13 protein-coding genes are annotated in these 17141 nt (G+C 52.0%); 7 read left to right on the top strand and 6 right to left on the bottom strand.

Features of this window, described 5'->3' with window-relative positions:
• Positions 1–18 precede the first annotated feature (18 nt).
• On the bottom strand, positions 19–3465 hold the full coding sequence (gene mfd, locus ACLJPE_RS05685; protein ID WP_001114323.1) for a transcription-repair coupling factor: 3447 nt from the start codon (positions 3463–3465) through the stop codon (positions 19–21).
• A gap of 337 nt (positions 3466–3802) precedes the next feature.
• On the opposite strand from mfd, the gene lolC reads away from it, so the two are divergent.
• Genes lolC through cobB form a run of 5 tightly spaced genes read left to right on the top strand, consistent with a single transcriptional unit; the run spans position 3803 to position 8720 of the window.
• Positions 3803–5002: a lipoprotein-releasing ABC transporter permease subunit LolC gene (lolC, locus tag ACLJPE_RS05680; RefSeq protein WP_001518787.1), complete on the top strand. Its 1200-nt coding sequence runs from the start codon at positions 3803–3805 to the stop codon at positions 5000–5002.
• Positions 4995–5696: a lipoprotein-releasing ABC transporter ATP-binding protein LolD gene (gene lolD / locus ACLJPE_RS05675; RefSeq protein WP_001033714.1), complete on the top strand. Its 702-nt coding sequence runs from the start codon at positions 4995–4997 to the stop codon at positions 5694–5696. The genes lolC and lolD overlap by 8 nt, the downstream gene beginning before the upstream one ends.
• Positions 5696–6940 carry a lipoprotein-releasing ABC transporter permease subunit LolE gene (lolE, locus tag ACLJPE_RS05670; RefSeq protein ID WP_000168091.1) on the top strand — a complete coding sequence of 415 codons (1245 nt, stop codon included), beginning with the start codon at positions 5696–5698 and terminating at the stop codon, positions 6938–6940. Before lolD ends, lolE begins: the two co-directional genes overlap by 1 nt.
• A 28-nt stretch (positions 6941–6968) precedes the next feature.
• On the top strand, positions 6969–7880 hold the full coding sequence (nagK, locus tag ACLJPE_RS05665; protein WP_000291330.1) for an N-acetylglucosamine kinase: 912 nt from the start codon (positions 6969–6971) through the stop codon (positions 7878–7880).
• 18 nt (positions 7881–7898) lie between these two features.
• On the top strand, positions 7899–8720 hold the full coding sequence (cobB, locus tag ACLJPE_RS05660) for a Sir2 family NAD+-dependent deacetylase (RefSeq protein WP_001191856.1): 822 nt from the start codon (positions 7899–7901) through the stop codon (positions 8718–8720).
• A gap of 81 nt (positions 8721–8801) precedes the next feature.
• Here cobB and potD read toward each other — a convergent pair whose 3' ends face one another.
• The 5 genes from potD to potA all read right to left on the bottom strand — a co-directional run bounded on the left by potD (position 8802) and on the right by potA (position 14290).
• Positions 8802–9848: a spermidine/putrescine ABC transporter substrate-binding protein PotD gene (gene potD, locus ACLJPE_RS05655; protein WP_000759329.1), complete on the bottom strand. Its 1047-nt coding sequence runs from the start codon at positions 9846–9848 to the stop codon at positions 8802–8804.
• A 24-nt stretch (positions 9849–9872) separates the two neighbouring features.
• Positions 9873–10652 carry a spermidine/putrescine ABC transporter permease PotC gene (gene potC, locus ACLJPE_RS05650; protein WP_000580299.1) on the bottom strand — a complete coding sequence of 260 codons (780 nt, stop codon included), beginning with the start codon at positions 10650–10652 and terminating at the stop codon, positions 9873–9875.
• Between the two features lie 315 nt (positions 10653–10967).
• A complete protein-coding gene (gene sifA / locus ACLJPE_RS05645; protein ID WP_001633152.1) occupies positions 10968–11978 on the bottom strand; it encodes an SPI-2 type III secretion system effector SifA in 1011 nt (336 codons plus the stop codon).
• A 328-nt stretch (positions 11979–12306) separates the two neighbouring features.
• Positions 12307–13170: a spermidine/putrescine ABC transporter permease PotB gene (gene potB, locus ACLJPE_RS05640; protein ID WP_000799391.1), complete on the bottom strand. Its 864-nt coding sequence runs from the start codon at positions 13168–13170 to the stop codon at positions 12307–12309.
• Complete coding sequence (potA, locus tag ACLJPE_RS05635) at positions 13154–14290, bottom strand: spermidine/putrescine ABC transporter ATP-binding protein PotA (protein WP_000531582.1); 1137 nt, start codon at positions 14288–14290, stop codon at positions 13154–13156. The genes potB and potA overlap by 17 nt, the downstream gene beginning before the upstream one ends.
• Positions 14291–14540: 250 nt before the next feature.
• Between potA and pepT the strand changes: the two genes are divergently transcribed.
• Both pepT and ACLJPE_RS05625 read left to right on the top strand, forming a co-directional pair.
• Positions 14541–15770, top strand: coding sequence for a peptidase T (gene pepT, locus ACLJPE_RS05630; RefSeq protein WP_000359412.1), 1230 nt, complete (start codon positions 14541–14543; stop codon positions 15768–15770).
• Positions 15771–15773: 3 nt separating this feature from the next.
• On the top strand, positions 15774–17108 hold the full coding sequence (locus ACLJPE_RS05625; protein ID WP_023232972.1) for a hypothetical protein: 1335 nt from the start codon (positions 15774–15776) through the stop codon (positions 17106–17108).
• The last annotated feature ends 33 nt before the right edge of the window (positions 17109–17141 follow it).

The raw sequence follows: 17141 nt of genomic DNA, 5'->3' as shown, positions 1-17141 counted from the left end.
TGACGCCCGGCCTGACGCTTATGCAATAGCGTTTTCTTCCAGTTGCTGCATGAACTGGCGTACCCAGTCTATACGCGTTTTACGTTCGCTTAAATCCTGAATAAACTTGAGGCGCGTCGGGCCATCCAGACGGAAATGCTGCGGTTGTTTTTGCAGCAACCCGATAAGCCAGGCAGGGTCAACGTGGTTTTTCTCGGCGAACTCAATCGTTCCGCCTTTCTCGTTACCCTCCAGTTTTCGGATGCCGAGCTTTTGCGCCTGTTGGCGAAGGCGGGCGATATCCAGCAGATTACGCGCTGGATCGGGCAGCAGGCCGAAGCGATCGATCAATTCCACTTTGATCTCTTCCAGCTCGTTTTCGTTCTTCGCGCTGGCAATGCGTTTATAGAATGACAGCCGGGTATTAACATCCGGAATAAAATCATCCGGCAGTAACGACGGCATTCGCAGCTCGACTTCCGTTTGCTGACTGGTGAGATCTTCCAGCGAGGGTTCGCGGCCTGCTTTCAGCGCATCGACGGCGTTTTCCAGCAGTTCCATGTAGAGTGAGAAGCCGATGGTTTCCATTGAGCCGCTTTGCTCTTCGCCAAGCAGTTCGCCTGCGCCGCGGATCTCCAGATCGTGGGTCGCCAGCGCAAACCCGGCGCCTAAATCCTCCAGCGACGCAATCGCCTCCAGCCGTTTTTGCGCATCGGTGGTCATGGCCTTAGGATGTGGCGTCAATAGCCAGGCGTAGGCCTGGTGGTGCGAGCGCCCTACGCGGCCACGCAACTGGTGCAACTGCGCGAGGCCGAAATGATCCGCGCGTTCAATGATGATCGTGTTAGCGGTGGGAATGTCGATCCCCGTTTCGATAATGGTAGTACACACCAGCACGTTAAAACGTTGATGGTGGAAATCGTTCATGACCCGTTCCAGCTCACGTTCGCGCATCTGCCCGTGGCCTATAGCGATTCGCGCTTCCGGCACCAGTTCCGCCAGCCGCTCTGCGGCTTTCTGAATATTTTCGACATCATTGTACAAATAGTAAACCTGACCGCCGCGCAGGATTTCACGCAGAATCGCTTCCCTTACTACCAGGCTATCATACTCGCGGACAAAGGTTTTTACCGCCAGACGACGGGCAGGGGGGGTGGCGATAATGGAGAGATCGCGCATACCGCTCATCGCCATATTCAGCGTCCGCGGGATCGGCGTCGCCGTGAGCGTCAGAATATCGACATCGGCGCGCATCGCCTTGATTCGCTCTTTGTGGCGCACGCCGAAACGGTGCTCTTCATCGACAATCAGCAGGCCGAGGTCGCGCAGCTTCACATCGCTTTGTAGCAGTTTATGCGTACCGATCAGAATATCGATCTTACCCTCGGCGGCTTCCGCCAGGATTTGCGTCTGCTCTTTGGCGCTGCGAAAGCGGGACAGCATCTCAATGCGTACCGGCCAGTTGGCGAAACGGTCGCGGAAGTTGTCATAGTGTTGCTGCGCCAGCAGCGTAGTCGGCACCAGTACCGCCACCTGTTTATGGTTTTCCACCGCCAGGAACGCGGCGCGCATCGCCACTTCGGTTTTGCCGAAGCCGACGTCGCCGCACACCAGCCTGTCCATCGCCAGCGGTTGGCACATATCGCTCAATACGGCGTTAATCGCCTGTGCTTGATCGGGCGTCGTTTCAAACGGGAAGCTGTCGCAGAATAACTGATATTGCTCACGATCATGCTTAAAGGCAAAACCCTCTTTTGCCGCCCGTTGCGCATAAATATCCAACAGTTCCGCTGCGACATCGCGCACTTTTTCCGCCGCTTTCTGCCGGGCGCGCGACCAGGCGTCGCCGCCCAGTTTATGCAGCGGCGCACTTTCTTCCGCGCCGCCAGCATAGCGGCTAATCAGATGCAACGAGGAGACCGGCACATACAGTTTGGCGTCATTGGCGTAAGTGAGCATCAGATACTCACCCTTGATGCCGCCAGCCTCCAGCGTGGTCATGCCGGCATAACGCCCGACGCCGTGCTCCAGATGCACTACCGGTTGACCGACGTGGAGCTCCGCCAGATTACGAATCAACGTATCCGGGTTGATCGTACGACGGGAATCCAGGCGGCGACGTGCAACCCGCTCACCCAGGAGATCGCTTTCACAAATCAGAGCCAGATTGCGTTGGGTGTCAATAAAACCATGTTCTGCGGCGCCAATCATCAGATAGCGCCCCGCATCCTGCGCCTCGTCCAGGCGTAATATCCGCTTCGGCGCGATTTTTATGCGAGCCAGGAGCTCTCCCAGCGCTTCGCGGCGTCCTTCGCTTTCCACCGAAAAAATCACCGGGCCGCTGAAAGATTCGAGGAACTTACGCAGCGCGTCCAGCGGCGCTTTCTGCTGTGCCTGGATAGCCAAATCCGGTAATTTCTGGAAACCGAGATTGGTATTGGCGGCTTTTTCCGGCAGATGGTCGGTTTTAAGCTGGAGGCGAGGCCAGCGTTTAAGCTCGGAAAAGAGCTCATCTACCCGTAGCCAGAGGGCTTCCGGCGGCAAAAGTGGGCGCATAGGATCGACGCCGCGATTTTCAAAGCGCGCCAGCGTATCGGCCTGAAAGCGTTCGGCGCTGGTTTCCAGCGAGCCGGTATTCACCACCAGAGTATTGGCGGGGAAGTAGCTAAATAATGGCGGTAACGGTTCGCTGAAAAAGAGCGGCTGCCAGTATTCGATCCCGGCGGGCAGGGTGCCTTTGCTGACCTGCTGATAGATGTGCTCGGCGTCGCGTTTTACCTCAAAGGTATCGCGCCACTGGCTACGGAAAAGCTCAATAGCGGCTTTGTCGGTAGGAAATTCGTGCGCGGGCAACAAATTGATGGCCTCGACCTCCTCCAGCGTACGCTGGGTATCCGCGTCAAACAGACGCAGGCTGTCGATTTCATCATCAAAAAAGTCGAGGCGATAAGGCTGTTCGCTGCCCATCGGAAAGAGATCCAACAGCGCGCCGCGCGTCGCGTATTCGCCATGCTCCATCACCTGATCGACATGCCGATAACCGGCGCTGTCAAGCTGCGCGCGCAGAGCGTCGCGGGACAGCCGCTGGCCTTTTTTCATCACCAGCGCATGACCATGCAGATAGCTATGCGGACAAACGCGCTGCATCAGGGTGTTTACCGGTACAATCAAGACGCCGCGCTGCATCGACGGCAACTGGTAGAGTGTGGACAGGCGCGAAGAGATAATTTCCTGATGCGGGGAGAAGCTGTCATACGGTAGCGTTTCCCAGTCCGCCAGGTTCATGACCATCTGATCGGTAAACTGGCGGATTTCATCATGCAATCGCAGAGCATTTTGCATGTCAGGCGCTATGAGTACCACCGGACCGGCATGGCGTTCGGCTATCTCCGCCACCAGCGTAGCGCAGGCGGCGCCGGTAAGTTCGCCCAACTGGCGCTGATCGCCCGCTTTTGTCGGCAGCGTGTAACGTTGTTTTTCAGGCATAACGGTTGTCAGTATCTCTTTTTGTTTTACGCCGCACTCTACGCGTCACCCTTCAGGCTGCTTCATGGTTGGCTGCGCGCCGGGACAGCATGAAGGACTCAGGTATTCAGGGGCATATGACTGATAAGCAATGTTCTTTATTATCCGCGATCGTTGTTTATTAGCAAATTGAATCCGCCGGATAACGCGCCGAACAGGTAAAGTATGAACATGTAAGTGACTTGATTTGTCGGCCTTTTTCAGAATAACGCTGACGAACTCTTACGGTTCAGACATTTACGCATTCCGCTTTCGCTTATATACTCGGGACTTTGCTAACAGCAACCAGACGGATTACATGTATCAACCTGTCGCTCTATTCATTGGCCTGCGTTACATGCGCGGGCGTGCAGCAGATCGCTTCGGTCGCTTCGTTTCCTGGCTTTCCACTATCGGCATTACCCTGGGGGTGATGGCGCTGGTCACGGTATTGTCGGTGATGAACGGTTTTGAGCGCGAACTGCAAAATAACATTCTTGGTTTGATGCCTCAGGCCATCCTCTCTGCTGAACATGGTTCTCTTAACCCGAATCAGATGCCGGAAAAAGCGGTGAATCTGCAAGGCGTTAACCGTATTGCGCCGCTGACGACGGGCGATGTCGTACTGCAAAGCGCGCGTAGCGTTGCGGTTGGCGTGATGTTGGGTATCGATCCGGCGCAAAAAGATCCGTTAACGCCGTATCTGGTCAATGTGAAGCAAAGCGAATTACAGCCGGGTAAGTATAATGTCATCCTCGGCGAGCAGCTCGCCGGACAGTTAGGGGTCAACCGTGGCGATCAGATTCGGCTAATGGTGCCATCTGCCAGCCAGTTTACGCCAATGGGACGTCTGCCCAGCCAGCGTCTGTTTACGGTGATTGGCACATTTGCCGCCAATAGCGAGGTCGATGGCTATGAAATGCTGGTCAATATTCAGGACGCATCGCGTTTAATGCGCTATCCGGCAGGCAATATTACCGGCTGGCGTCTGTGGCTGGATGAACCGCTGCAAGTCGATACCCTCAGCCAACAGACGCTGCCGCAAGGCACGAAGTGGCAGGACTGGCGCGAACGTAAAGGCGAGTTGTTCCAGGCTGTGCGCATGGAAAAGAACATGATGGGATTGTTGCTGAGCCTCATCGTGGCGGTCGCGGCTTTTAACATTATTACTTCGTTGGGTCTGATGGTCATGGAGAAGCAGGGCGAAGTGGCGATTTTACAAACTCAAGGGCTGACGCCGCGACAAATTATGATGGTCTTTATGGTGCAGGGTGCCAGCGCCGGGATTATCGGCGCGCTGTTGGGCGCCGCGCTGGGCGCATTGCTTGCCAGCCAACTGAATAACCTGATGCCGATCATCGGCGCGTTTCTGGATGGCGCTGCGTTGCCCGTGGCGATAGAGCCGTTACAGGTGATCGTTATCGCTCTGGTGGCAATGGCCATCGCGCTGCTTTCTACGCTTTATCCTTCCTGGCGCGCTGCCGCCACTCAACCCGCTGAGGCTTTACGTTATGAATAAGATCCTGTTGCAATGCGACAACCTGTGCAAACGCTATCAGGAAGGCACCGTACAAACCGACGTGTTGCACGATGTCAGCTTCAGTATCGGCGAAGGCGAAATGATGGCGATCGTCGGCAGTTCCGGTTCGGGTAAAAGTACGTTGCTGCATCTGTTAGGCGGGCTGGATACGCCTACCTCTGGCGATGTGATTTTTAGCGGCCAGCCGATGAGCAAACTCTCTTCTGCGGCAAAAGCGGAATTACGTAACCAGAAACTGGGGTTTATCTATCAGTTTCATCATCTCCTGCCGGATTTTACGGCGCTGGAAAACGTGGCGATGCCATTATTAATTGGCAAAAAGAAACCGGCGGAGATTGACGCTCGGGCGCGAGAAATGCTGCACGCCGTAGGGCTGGAGCATCGCGCAACCCATCGACCTTCGGAACTTTCCGGCGGTGAGCGCCAGCGTGTCGCGATAGCGCGCGCGTTGGTGAATAACCCGCGTCTGGTACTGGCGGATGAGCCGACCGGTAATCTGGATGCGCGTAATGCCGACAGTATTTTTGAGCTTCTGGGCGAGTTAAATCGTCTGCAGGGAACCGCGTTTCTGGTGGTGACTCACGATTTGCAACTGGCGAAACGTATGAGCCGCCAGCTTGAGATGCGCGATGGTCGCCTGACGGCGGAACTGAGCCTGATGGGGGCTGAGTAATGGCGTCGCCTTTATCATTATTAATTGGGTTGCGCTTCAGCCGTGGGCGGCGGCGCGGCGGTATGGTTTCGCTCATTTCCGTCATTTCTACCATCGGTATCGCGCTGGGCGTGGCGGTATTGATTGTCGGTTTAAGCGCGATGAACGGTTTCGAACGCGAGTTGAACAACCGTATTCTGGCGGTGGTTCCACACGGGGAGATTGAAGCGGTCAATCAGCCGTGGACTAACTGGCGTGAAGCGCTGGCAAAAGTGCAGAAGGTGCCGGGCATTGCCGCCGCCGCGCCGTATATCAATTTTACCGGCCTGGTAGAGAGCGGGGCGAATTTGCGCGCCATTCAGGTTAAAGGCGTCGACCCTAAGCAAGAGCAGCAGCTTAGCGCGTTACCGTCATTTGTGCAAAATCACGCCTGGGATCATTTCAAAGCGGGCGAACAGCAGATCATTATCGGCAAAGGTGTCGCCGATGCGCTGAACGTGAAACAGGGCGACTGGGTGTCCATCATGATCCCCAATGCGAATGCCGACCATAAGCTGCTCCAGCCCAAACGCGTGCGTTTGCATGTCATCGGGATTCTGCAACTGAGCGGCCAGCTCGATCACAGCTTCGCCATGATCCCGCTTGAGGATGCGCAGCAGTATCTGGATATGGGGTCCAGCGTTTCCGGTATCGCGCTTAAAGTCCATGACGTGTTTAATGCGAACAAACTGGTGCGTGACGCGGGTGAGGTGACTAACAGCTATGTCTACATTAAGAGCTGGATCGGCACCTACGGCTATATGTATCGCGATATCCAGATGATTCGCGCCATTATGTATCTGGCGATGATTCTGGTGATCGGCGTGGCCTGTTTTAATATCGTTTCCACCTTAGTGATGGCGGTAAAAGACAAAAGCGGCGACATTGCGGTATTAAGAACGCTGGGGGCGAAAGATGGTTTGATTCGTGCCATTTTCGTCTGGTACGGACTACTGGCGGGCTTGCTGGGCAGTTTGATTGGCGTGGCGATCGGCGTTGTTGTTTCGCTTCAGCTTACCGCCATTATTAATGGGATTGAAAAGGCGATCGGGCATCAGTTTTTGTCCGGCGATATCTATTTTATCGACTTCCTGCCATCCGAATTACATTGGCTGGACGTTGTTTACGTACTGGTCACGGCGTTGTTGTTAAGCTTACTGGCGAGCTGGTATCCGGCGCGGCGGGCGAGCAACATTGACCCTGCGCGAGTATTGAGCGGCCAGTAATCGCGGAATATAAAAACAAGGAGCGGTGATGTATTACGGGTTTGACATTGGCGGAACAAAGATTGCGTTAGGCGTATTTGACTCAACGCGGCGGCTGCAGTGGGAAAAACGGGTTCCCACGCCCCATACCAGCTATAGCGCCTTTTTAGACGCCGTGTGCGAGCTGGTCGCGGAAGCCGACCAGCGATTTGGCGTAAAAGGGTCGGTAGGGATTGGCATACCTGGTATGCCGGAAACCGAAGACGGCACGCTGTACGCCGCGAATGTCCCGGCAGCCAGCGGTAAGCCGTTGCGCGCCGATCTCAGCGCCCGACTGGATCGCGATGTGCGTCTGGACAATGACGCTAACTGTTTTGCCTTGTCCGAAGCCTGGGATGATGAATTCACGCAATATCCTTTGGTTATGGGGCTTATCCTCGGCACCGGCGTCGGCGGCGGCCTGGTGCTAAACGGGAAGCCGATTACCGGTCAGAGCTATATCACCGGCGAGTTTGGTCATATGCGTTTGCCGGTTGACGCGCTAACGTTGATGGGGTTTGATTTTCCTCTCCGCCGTTGTGGATGCGGTCAGATGGGCTGCATTGAGAATTATCTGTCCGGGCGCGGGTTTGCGTGGCTATATCAGCATTATTATGATCAATCGCTGCAGGCGCCGGAGATTATCGCGTTGTGGGAGCAGGGCGATGAGCAGGCGCACGCGCATGTTGAGCGCTATCTGGATTTACTGGCGGTTTGTCTGGGGAATATACTGACGATTGTCGATCCCGATTTATTAGTGATCGGCGGCGGACTATCGAACTTTACGGCAATAACAACGCAACTGGCGGAAAGACTGCCGCGCCATCTCCTCCCTGTTGCCCGCGCGCCGCGCATTGAGCGTGCGCGGCATGGGGATGCAGGTGGGATGCGCGGTGCTGCTTTTTTACATCTTACCGACTAATCAAAAAAAGAGGTTGTTATGCAGTCGCGTCGGTTTCATCGATTAAGCCGCTTTCGTAAAAATAAACGTCTGTTGCGTGAACGTCTGCGCCAGCGGATCTTTTTCAGAGACAGAGTGGTGCCGGAAATGATGGAAAACCCAAGAGTATTAGTCCTTACAGGTGCAGGAATTTCTGCAGAGTCTGGTATTCGTACGTTTCGCGCGGCGGATGGCCTTTGGGAAGAGCATCGGGTTGAAGATGTGGCCACGCCGGAAGGATTCGCCCGTAATCCGGGGCTGGTGCAGACATTTTATAATGCCCGCCGTCAGCAGCTTCAACAGCCGGAAATACAACCCAATGCGGCGCATCTGGCGTTAGCGAAGCTTGAAGAAGCGCTTGGCGATCGCTTTTTGCTGGTGACGCAAAACATCGACAATTTGCATGAACGCGCGGGCAATCGCAACATCATTCATATGCATGGCGAGCTGTTGAAGGTGCGTTGTTCGCAAAGTGGCCAGATTCTGGAATGGAACGGTGATGTGATGCCGGAAGATAAATGTCACTGCTGTCAGTTCCCGGCGCCGCTACGTCCGCACGTGGTGTGGTTTGGCGAGATGCCGCTTGGCATGGATGAAATTTATATGGCGCTGTCGATGGCGGATATTTTTATCGCCATTGGCACATCCGGTCATGTCTATCCGGCTGCGGGTTTTGTGCATGAAGCAAAACTGCACGGCGCACATACGGTGGAACTGAATCTTGAGCCAAGCCAGGTCGGCAGCGAGTTTGAAGAGAAGCACTACGGCCCGGCAAGCCAGGTTGTGCCGGAATTTGTTGATAAATTCCTGAAAGGGCTGTAGTGCTGTTTGCCCGGTAACGCCTTATCCGGCCTACATTTCACGTTACGTTCATCTGTAGGCCCGACAGGCGCTTTGGCTGAATTAGCGTCCTGCTTTTAGCTTCTGATAATACTCTTCATAAATGGCGCTGGCGTCGCCGACATCGTTTTGCCACTCGCCTTTGCTGATGGTTTGCGCATCCGGATAGAGCGACTTATCATTGGCGACCTCCGGGCTTAACAGCTTACGCGCCGCCAGGTTGGGGGTAGGGTAGCCGATGGTTTCTGCCACCTCTTTCGCGACGTCAGGACGCAGCAGGAAGTTGATTAGCTTCAGCGCGCCCTCTTTATTTTTCGCGTTCGCCGGAATAGCCAGGCTGTCCATCCAGAAAATACCGCCTTCCTTCGGCCAGACGACCTCCAGCGGCGTGCCAGCCTGACGAGCAACGAAGGCCGAACCGTTCCACACCATCCCCAGGTTGACTTCCCCTTCCATATACGGATTCGCCGGATTATCGGAGTTGAAGGCCGCTACGTTCGGCATCAGTTTTTTCAACTCTTCATATGCCGCTTCGATCTCTTTCGGATCGGTAGTGTTACCGGAATAACCTAGCTTGCGCAGCGCCATCTGGAAGACTTCTCGCGCATCGTCGGTTAAAAGCAGGCTGTTTTTATATTCCGGTTTCCACAAGTCAGCCCAGCTGGTAATGGTTTTTGGATCGATAGCATCGCTGTTCACGCCAATTGCCGTTGCGCCCCAGATATATGGAACGGAATAATCGTTGTTGGGGTCAAACGGTTTGTTGAGCATTTCCGGATCGAGGTTGTGGAAATTGGTTAATTTCGACTTATCGATCTTCTGGATCATGCCTTCTTTGCGCATTTTGTCGACATAGTATGTAGAAGGAACAACCAGGTCATACGCGCCATCTTTATAGGTTTTGAGTTTGGCATACATGGTTTCGTTCGACTCGTAGGTCGAATAAATCACCTTAATGCCGGTCTCTTTAGTGAACTGTTCCAGCAGGCCCGGCGGTACATACTCAGTCCAGTTATAGAAATAGAGCGTGTCGTTGTCGGAGGCATGAGCGGCACTCATACCCAGCGCCAGGGCGCCCGCCGCGAGCAGGTGGCGTGACCATTTTTTCATTTAACGTCCCCTGAATTACGGGCCTTATCGGCCCTTGGTTTTATCACGAGCAATAAGCTGGCTGGCAATGACCATTACCAGAGACAGCACCAATAAAACGGTCGCCAGCGCGTTCACTTCTGGTGAAACGCCGACTTTTACCATGGAATAAATCTTTAAGGGTAAAATTTCATAGCCCGGCCCGGTGACAAACGACGAGACCACTACATCGTCCATCGACAACGTAAAGCTCAGCAACCAGCCCGCCGCCACCGCCGGCATCGCCAGCGGCAGAATGATTTTGCGTAAAATCGTTACCTCACTGGCCCCCAGGTCTTTTGCGGCTTCCAGCATTCTGACATCAAAGCCTTTCAGGCGCGAATAGACCGTGACGACCACAAACGGCAGGCTAAAGGTGATGTGCGAGAACAGCAACGACCAAAAGCCCAGTTGAATGCCGAGTAACATAAACAGCACCAGCAGGGAGATCGCCATCACGATATCCGGCGACATCATTACTACAAACAGCATCCCGCTGACGAATGGCTTCCCGCGAAAGCGGTAGCGATAAAGCGCCACCGCGGTTAACGAGCCAATCAACGTGGCGAAGGTCGCTGAAAAAATCGCCATCGTCAGTGAATGTTGAGCGGCCTGCAACAGACTGTCGTTATTGACCAATAGTTCGTACCATTTAGTGGTAAAGCCCTGCCAGTTAATGCCGAACCGCGAACTGTTGAAGGAGTTCACAATCAGAATAATGATGGGAATATACAGATACGCATAGATGGCAGTCATGAAACCGCCACGGAGCAGCCGACCGATCATTCAAGTTCCACCTTCTTATTCAGAGGATGGGGTGCTTTTAGAGTATTGAAAATGATCAATTTTTTCTCTTCTCCAAAATCTCTCCAAAACGTCTCGCGGTTATCAGCAGCCAGGAAGAAGCAAGCTGCCGCTTGAAGCCGCGAATTTTACAACAAATTGCCAGACGAGCGGGAAAAAAAGGCCATTTAAATGACTATTCTCATCCGATCCGGTCATATGCGGCATTATTGCGCCAGGCAAGAGGTTACTCTGTAGGCAAACATGGAGTACGTGAGTAAACCCTGAACGTGACGTCTGAGAAAGCGTCGTCTGATTTTATAAAAAACAACATAAACAGCCGCTTTGTTGTTCTGAGCGAACGTGTAGCGTGGTTAACTGTTCTTCCGCCATTTTTTGTATAGCCTGGGGGTCTATTCTAAAAATGGCGTGAAAAACCTGATCAGAGAGGGTTTCGATTATCTCACCTAACATGCTTAGGCTGGCGCTGGGATCCGTTACGAGGAACGCCTGAAACGTCTTATCCGCCAGTAAAACCTCTTCTACCATTTTTTCAATAGGTATGTGGGTATGCGGTGGTGGTATTTCAAGCTGTTTTAAGCCACACATCGCCATTGTTTCTAAAAATGCGCTTTGCTGAGTACTTTCGGATATATTCGCATGCTGTAAAATGCGCGTTGTCTTTTCAATCCCAGACTGAATTTTCGCTGCCAGGTAGGTTGCCTTTTCTTGCGTTTTCCACTCATCTAAATTTCCTTTTCTCCATTCAGAATATAAATACCCCTCTATGTTGTCTAATGGAACCGATAATGTCGGTGCGCCAGCAGGATTGAGACATAATGTCGAAGGGAGGGGATAACCTACGATTTCGCTATATCTTCTATTAATCATGGCCGTCATTTGTGGATACGGTTTTAAAATATCCGGGCGATCTTTCATTAAAAAATAAGCATTCCCCATGACTTCACAGGTAAAAGCATCGGTATTTTGAGTGATACGTAACAATTCGTTCTCTTCGTTTTGATCCATGATGCGAAGAATAATAGTATCATCATTTTCATTAGGATTATAAACCTGAAATCTATCTCTTTGTGATGCGCAGGCTAACTCTTTTAACTCAAAAAAAATCTCTGTAAGCCGCTCTCGTGTGGGGGTGCGATCGGCAAACAACATCTCATGTAGACAACTGTCCGCTTTTGCTTTGCCAGTAGAAAAAAAGAAGTCTTTAATTTTTTCCCATAAAACTTTCCACCATGCTTCTTTCGTATTCCTTGGGGAGTTGGTAAGGATTTCACTTTTTAAAAAACCATTCCCTATAGTAATTGGCATATTAATCTCACTTATACTGGAGTAAAAATGACTACATAATTGATTAAATCGGCCCTTTCTATCTCCACTGCGGGCGCATCGGATGTAATATAATTTTTAAAAGAGACTGGCAATCAGTATAAAACCTGAGAGCTTCGCGTATAAACGCATTACTGTCTGTGATAGCGTCGGTACAGGTAAAAGTAAAAGAAGGCCTGGCGCGGATGATGTTGTAGATTTGCAATACTGGCGGCAACTGCTTTCATGCGTTTTTTATGCCGGAGGCATGAAGTTTACCCTTGAATAAACTTCATGCCTGAATGCGTGTGGATTTGTTAGCGTTGCGCAATTAATCGCTTATATCACTCACCTTCTTATTCAATAAGCGGGAAGCCCGCCAGTAAATCAACAGCATGAGTCCCATCACAATGGTCAGCGTAATGCTGGTAGCCGCGCCAAACGGCCAGTCGCGAATATTCAGGAACTGTACCTTAATGACGTTACCAATCAGCAGGTTTTTCGCGCCACCCATTAAATCGGAGACGTAGAACAGGCCCATTGCCGGTAGCATCACGAGCAGGCAACCGGCGACAATGCCCGGCATGGTTAATGGAATAATGATGCGGATGAACGTTTGCATTTTACTGGCGCCGAGATCGCGTGCGGCCTCCAGTAGTGGTTTGTCGAGCTTCTCAATGCTGGAGTAGAGCGGCATGACCATAAACGGCAGCAAAATGTAAACCAGGCCGATAATAACGGCGCTCGGGGTGAACATGATGCGAATCGGCGTATCAATCACGCCCAGCCACAGCAGGAATTCATTGAGATAACCTTTAGTGCTCAGGAATATTTTCAACCCATAGATGCGGATCAGTGAGTTGGTCCAGAAAGGAACGATCAGCAAAAACAGCAATAACGGACGTATCTTTTCCGGTAACTTCGCCAGAAACCAGGCAAAAGGATAGCCTAGCACCAGGCAGGAGAGGGTGGCGATCAGCGCCATATTCAGAGAGTGCAGGAGCACTTCAAAATAGAGCGGATCGAGCAGGCGTGCGTAGTTATCCAGCGTAAAGACCATCTTAACGAAACTGGCGTCGTCACGGGTCAGAAAGCTGGTGCCAATGATCATCAGGTTGGGCAGAAAAACAAACAACACAAGCCAACCGACGATAGTGACAATCACTACATTCTGGAATTTACTTGTGTTCTTCATCAGCCAGTACGACCTCCCAGCTTTCTACCCAACTAATGGCCATTTTTTGGTCAAGTGAATGGTCGAAGTCAGGATCGTCTTCGTTGAAGAATTCGCTGACCATCACCATTTTGCCATTTTCCAGTTCAACCACCGACTCCAGCGTCATACCTTTATAATTGCGCTCGCGCACGTAGCCGATAAGCCCTTCGATGTGGTTATCATCGTTGATCTCTTCGACGCGTAGATCTTCCGGTCGCAGCAGGACGTTCAGTTTTTGGCCTGGTTCGACAGCGAAATTGACGTATATATTGCACTCCCGACCTTCTACGCTGGCGCGGACGCGCTGTTCATCAAGCCGTTCAATGACGGTTGCGTCAAAGCGGTTAATTTCGCCGATAAAACCGGCGACAAACAGGTTTTTTGGCTCTTCATAGATTTCACGCGGCGTGCCGTCTTGCTCAATCACGCCATTACGCATTACCACGATACGATCGGACATGGTGAGCGCTTCTTCCTGATCGTGAGTGACAAAAACAAACGTGATACCGAGTTTACGCTGTAATGCTTTAAGCTCGTTCTGCATTTGTTTGCGCAATTTATAGTCCAGCGCGGAGAGCGATTCATCCAGTAATAACAGGCGAGGTTTATTCACCACCGCGCGGGCGATAGCCACACGCTGCTGCTGTCCGCCGGAAAGCTGGTGCGGTTTACGTTGTGCAAACTCTTCAAGCTGCACCATACGCAGCGCATCGGTCACGCGGGGCGCAATCTCGGCGGCTGGCGTTTTTTGCATCCGTAAGCCAAACGCGACATTTTCAAACACCGTCATATGCGGAAATAAAGCGTAGCTTTGAAATACGGTGTTCACATAACGATTTTCGGCGGGAACGTGGGTGATATCCTGGTTATCCAACATGATATGCCCGGCATCAACGGTTTCCAGGCCGGCAATCAGGCGAAGAACGGTTGTTTTACCGCAGCCGGAAGGGCCAAGCAGCGTGAGGAATTCGCCATTGTTAATGGTCAAATCCAGTTGTGAAATGACCTCTTTGCCATCGAAACTTTTGCTAATTCCCGACAAAAGCACCAGCGGTGAAAGCGAACGCGGTTGTTTATTCAATTTCTTACTCTGTCCCATGTAAACGCAACGGATGGCTGACCGCTGCGGGGTTTGTGGTTAACCACCTTAATCACTCTTAATGAGGGCGGTCATTCTACGGCAAACCACTGTGATCGCCAATCCTTGTTGCGAATTACTGACTTAGCTTTATAGTCAGAAAGCGTGTCAAAGTGAAATATTCTTGTTTGCAGGGATAAAAGTGACCTGACGCAATATTTGTCTTTTCTTGCTTATTAATAATGTTGTCACGAAAAGTGAGGGTGACTGCATGGATAAACTACTTGAGCGTTTTTTACACTACGTATCGCTGGATACCCAATCAAAGTCGGGTGTTCGGCAGGTTCCCAGCACTGAGGGGCAGTGGAAGTTACTACGTTTGCTCAAACAGCAGCTCGAAGAGATGGGGCTGGTTAACATTACATTAAGTGAAAAAGGGACGTTGATGGCGACGCTCCCGGCCAATGTTGAGGGGGATATTCCCGCCATTGGTTTTATCTCCCATGTGGATACCTCTCCGGATTTCAGCGGTAAAAACGTTAACCCGCAGATTGTCGAGAATTATCGCGGCGGCGATATAGCATTAGGGATTGGCGATGAGGTGTTGTCACCCGTGATGTTCCCGGTACTGCATCAATTACTGGGACAGACGCTGATTACTACCGATGGTAAGACATTGCTGGGCGCGGACGATAAAGCCGGCGTTGCGGAGATCATGACCGCGCTGGCGGTGCTGAAAGGTAATCCTATTCCCCACGGCGACATTAAAGTGGCGTTTACGCCTGACGAAGAGGTAGGGAAAGGCGCGAAGCACTTCGATGTTGAGGAGTTTGGCGCGCAGTGGGCCTATACGGTCGACGGCGGCGGCGTGGGCGAACTGGAGTTTGAAAACTTCAATGCCGCCTCGGTGAATATCAAAATCGTCGGCAATAACGTGCATCCCGGTACGGCGAAAGGCGTGATGGTCAATGCGCTGTCATTGGCGGCGAGGATTCACGCGGAAGTGCCGGCGGATGAAGCGCCTGAAACCACTGAAGGTTACGAAGGGTTTTATCATCTGGCCAGCATGAAAGGCACCGTTGACCGGGCCGAAATGCACTACATCATTCGCGATTTCGACCGTAAGCAGTTTGAAGCGCGTAAACGCAAAATGATGGAGATTGCCAAAAAAGTCGGTAAGGGGCTGCATCCGGACTGCTATATCGAACTGGTGATTGAAGACAGTTATTACAATATGCGCGAAAAAGTAGTTGAACATCCGCATATTCTCGATATCGCCCAGCAGGCCATGCGCGACTGTCATATTACGCCGGAGATGAAACCGATTCGCGGCGGTACAGACGGGGCGCAACTGTCGTTTATGGGCCTGCCGTGTCCTAATCTCTTTACCGGCGGATATAACTATCATGGTAAACATGAGTTTGTGACGCTGGAGGGGATGGAAAAAGCGGTACAGGTGATTGTACGTATCGCGGAGTTGACGGCGAAGCGCGGCCAGTAGCGAATGTTACGCATTGTGGTGAAGCGTTTTATTATTTATGGCGGGATATTTTCCGCCATAAATTTTTCTGCCTGGAGCGCCGAATATCCGCCTTCCTGGTCTCAGCGCCAGCAACAATCTGCAGCATGTTTTATGACCGGCGATGAAACCTGCATAACGTTTATTGATGATGCGGTGAGGCTGGCCTCGCAGCAATATGGCAAACGCTCAATACAGCTTGTTCGTAGCCTGCTATTACAAAGCGATATTTATCAATGGCTGGGTAAACCGGAGTTAACGCCGCAAATGCTGTTGCGGGCGCGGGCAATCATGAAAACATTTCCGGCGGGCGCTTATCCGGGCGATCGGGCCGATATGTTTGAACACCTGGCGGCCTTTTATGTTTACGGTGACGATCGCCATATAGAGTATTCACCTACAGAGCAGTGGCGATACGAGATCAAGGTTGATTACCGTCAGCGGGTAGTCTGGCAAGAGCAGGCATTAACGTGGCGTCTTAAAGACAAAAAGGCATCGACGGAGGCATTGGTTTATACCTTAAACAGGATGCGCGACGCTTATTCTGATGCGCTGGAAGAGCGGGATGTCGAATGTGATAGTGCGCGTAAAGCCTATTATTTGGCGAAGGTAGACGCAACGGAGCGGCAGTGGCTGAGCGTTATTTTACGAGATAAAACCTGGGATAATCGTGAGCGCGTCGCCTCTTTTTTGCAGCAGAGAGCGGATATTGCTTATAATGCAGGGCATATTAGCGAGGCGATTAATGCGCTAAGTCAGGCGCTAAAAATTGAGCAAACGCTTTATGGCGCCGAATTCGGCGAAATGACGGTTGACAGCAATAATCTTGCTGGCTTTTATGCACAGGGCCATCATTATAAGGAAGCGAAAGATCTCTACCTTAAACTTATCGCGTATTACCAGAGCCGTTTAACGCCAATGGCGACGGTAATATCACGATTACGCTTTTATTTGCCCGAAAACATCGACCTGGACAGTACCTCCCTCTATCTCCCATTGCTGGAAGAATATAAACGTCGGCAGTCCGACGTATCAATGGTGTTGTATGGTATTTCGCTGCTTTATCAGAATAATCAAGAGCTTGAACAAGCAAAAGACTTTGCGGAACGCGCCTTTACGCTTGATGCCGTAGCTTATCCAGCAAAGATGCAGTATGAACGATTACAGCAACTGGCTAATATTGCCGAAGGTCTTGGCGATAACGTACTGGCGCGGCGCTATCGGCAAATGTCATTTCGCCATCGAATGGCCCACTCGCTTTATCCGGGCGATCCGCAATATAACGATTTCGCCAAACCTGGCGGCGATCGTTGTGGATAGTTTGCGTCAGCCCGGCGGTCGCCGGGCATTGCG

The sequence above is a fragment of the Salmonella sp. SAL04196 genome (assembly GCF_046550835.1).
In the GTDB taxonomy this organism is placed as follows: domain Bacteria; phylum Pseudomonadota; class Gammaproteobacteria; order Enterobacterales; family Enterobacteriaceae; genus Salmonella; species Salmonella enterica.
Note: the sequence above shows the minus strand (reverse complement) of the source record. Positions and strands in the feature narration are given on the sequence as shown.

Coding starts and splice junctions, on each gene's coding strand:
- nagK (WP_000291330.1), top strand. CDS start 6,969: ATGTATTACGGGTTTGACATTGGCGGAACAAAGATTGCGTTAGGCGTA.
- mfd (WP_001114323.1), bottom strand. CDS start 3,465: ATGCCTGAAAAACAACGTTACACGCTGCCGACAAAAGCGGGCGATCAG.
- cobB (WP_001191856.1), top strand. CDS start 7,899: ATGCAGTCGCGTCGGTTTCATCGATTAAGCCGCTTTCGTAAAAATAAA.
- potC (WP_000580299.1), bottom strand. CDS start 10,652: ATGATCGGTCGGCTGCTCCGTGGCGGTTTCATGACTGCCATCTATGCG.
- sifA (WP_001633152.1), bottom strand. CDS start 11,978: ATGCCAATTACTATAGGGAATGGTTTTTTAAAAAGTGAAATCCTTACC.
- potD (WP_000759329.1), bottom strand. CDS start 9,848: ATGAAAAAATGGTCACGCCACCTGCTCGCGGCGGGCGCCCTGGCGCTG.
- ACLJPE_RS05625 (WP_023232972.1), top strand. CDS start 15,774: ATGTTACGCATTGTGGTGAAGCGTTTTATTATTTATGGCGGGATATTT.
- pepT (WP_000359412.1), top strand. CDS start 14,541: ATGGATAAACTACTTGAGCGTTTTTTACACTACGTATCGCTGGATACC.
- lolE (WP_000168091.1), top strand. CDS start 5,696: ATGGCGTCGCCTTTATCATTATTAATTGGGTTGCGCTTCAGCCGTGGG.
- lolD (WP_001033714.1), top strand. CDS start 4,995: ATGAATAAGATCCTGTTGCAATGCGACAACCTGTGCAAACGCTATCAG.
- potB (WP_000799391.1), bottom strand. CDS start 13,170: ATGAAGAACACAAGTAAATTCCAGAATGTAGTGATTGTCACTATCGTC.
- lolC (WP_001518787.1), top strand. CDS start 3,803: ATGTATCAACCTGTCGCTCTATTCATTGGCCTGCGTTACATGCGCGGG.
- potA (WP_000531582.1), bottom strand. CDS start 14,290: ATGGGACAGAGTAAGAAATTGAATAAACAACCGCGTTCGCTTTCACCG.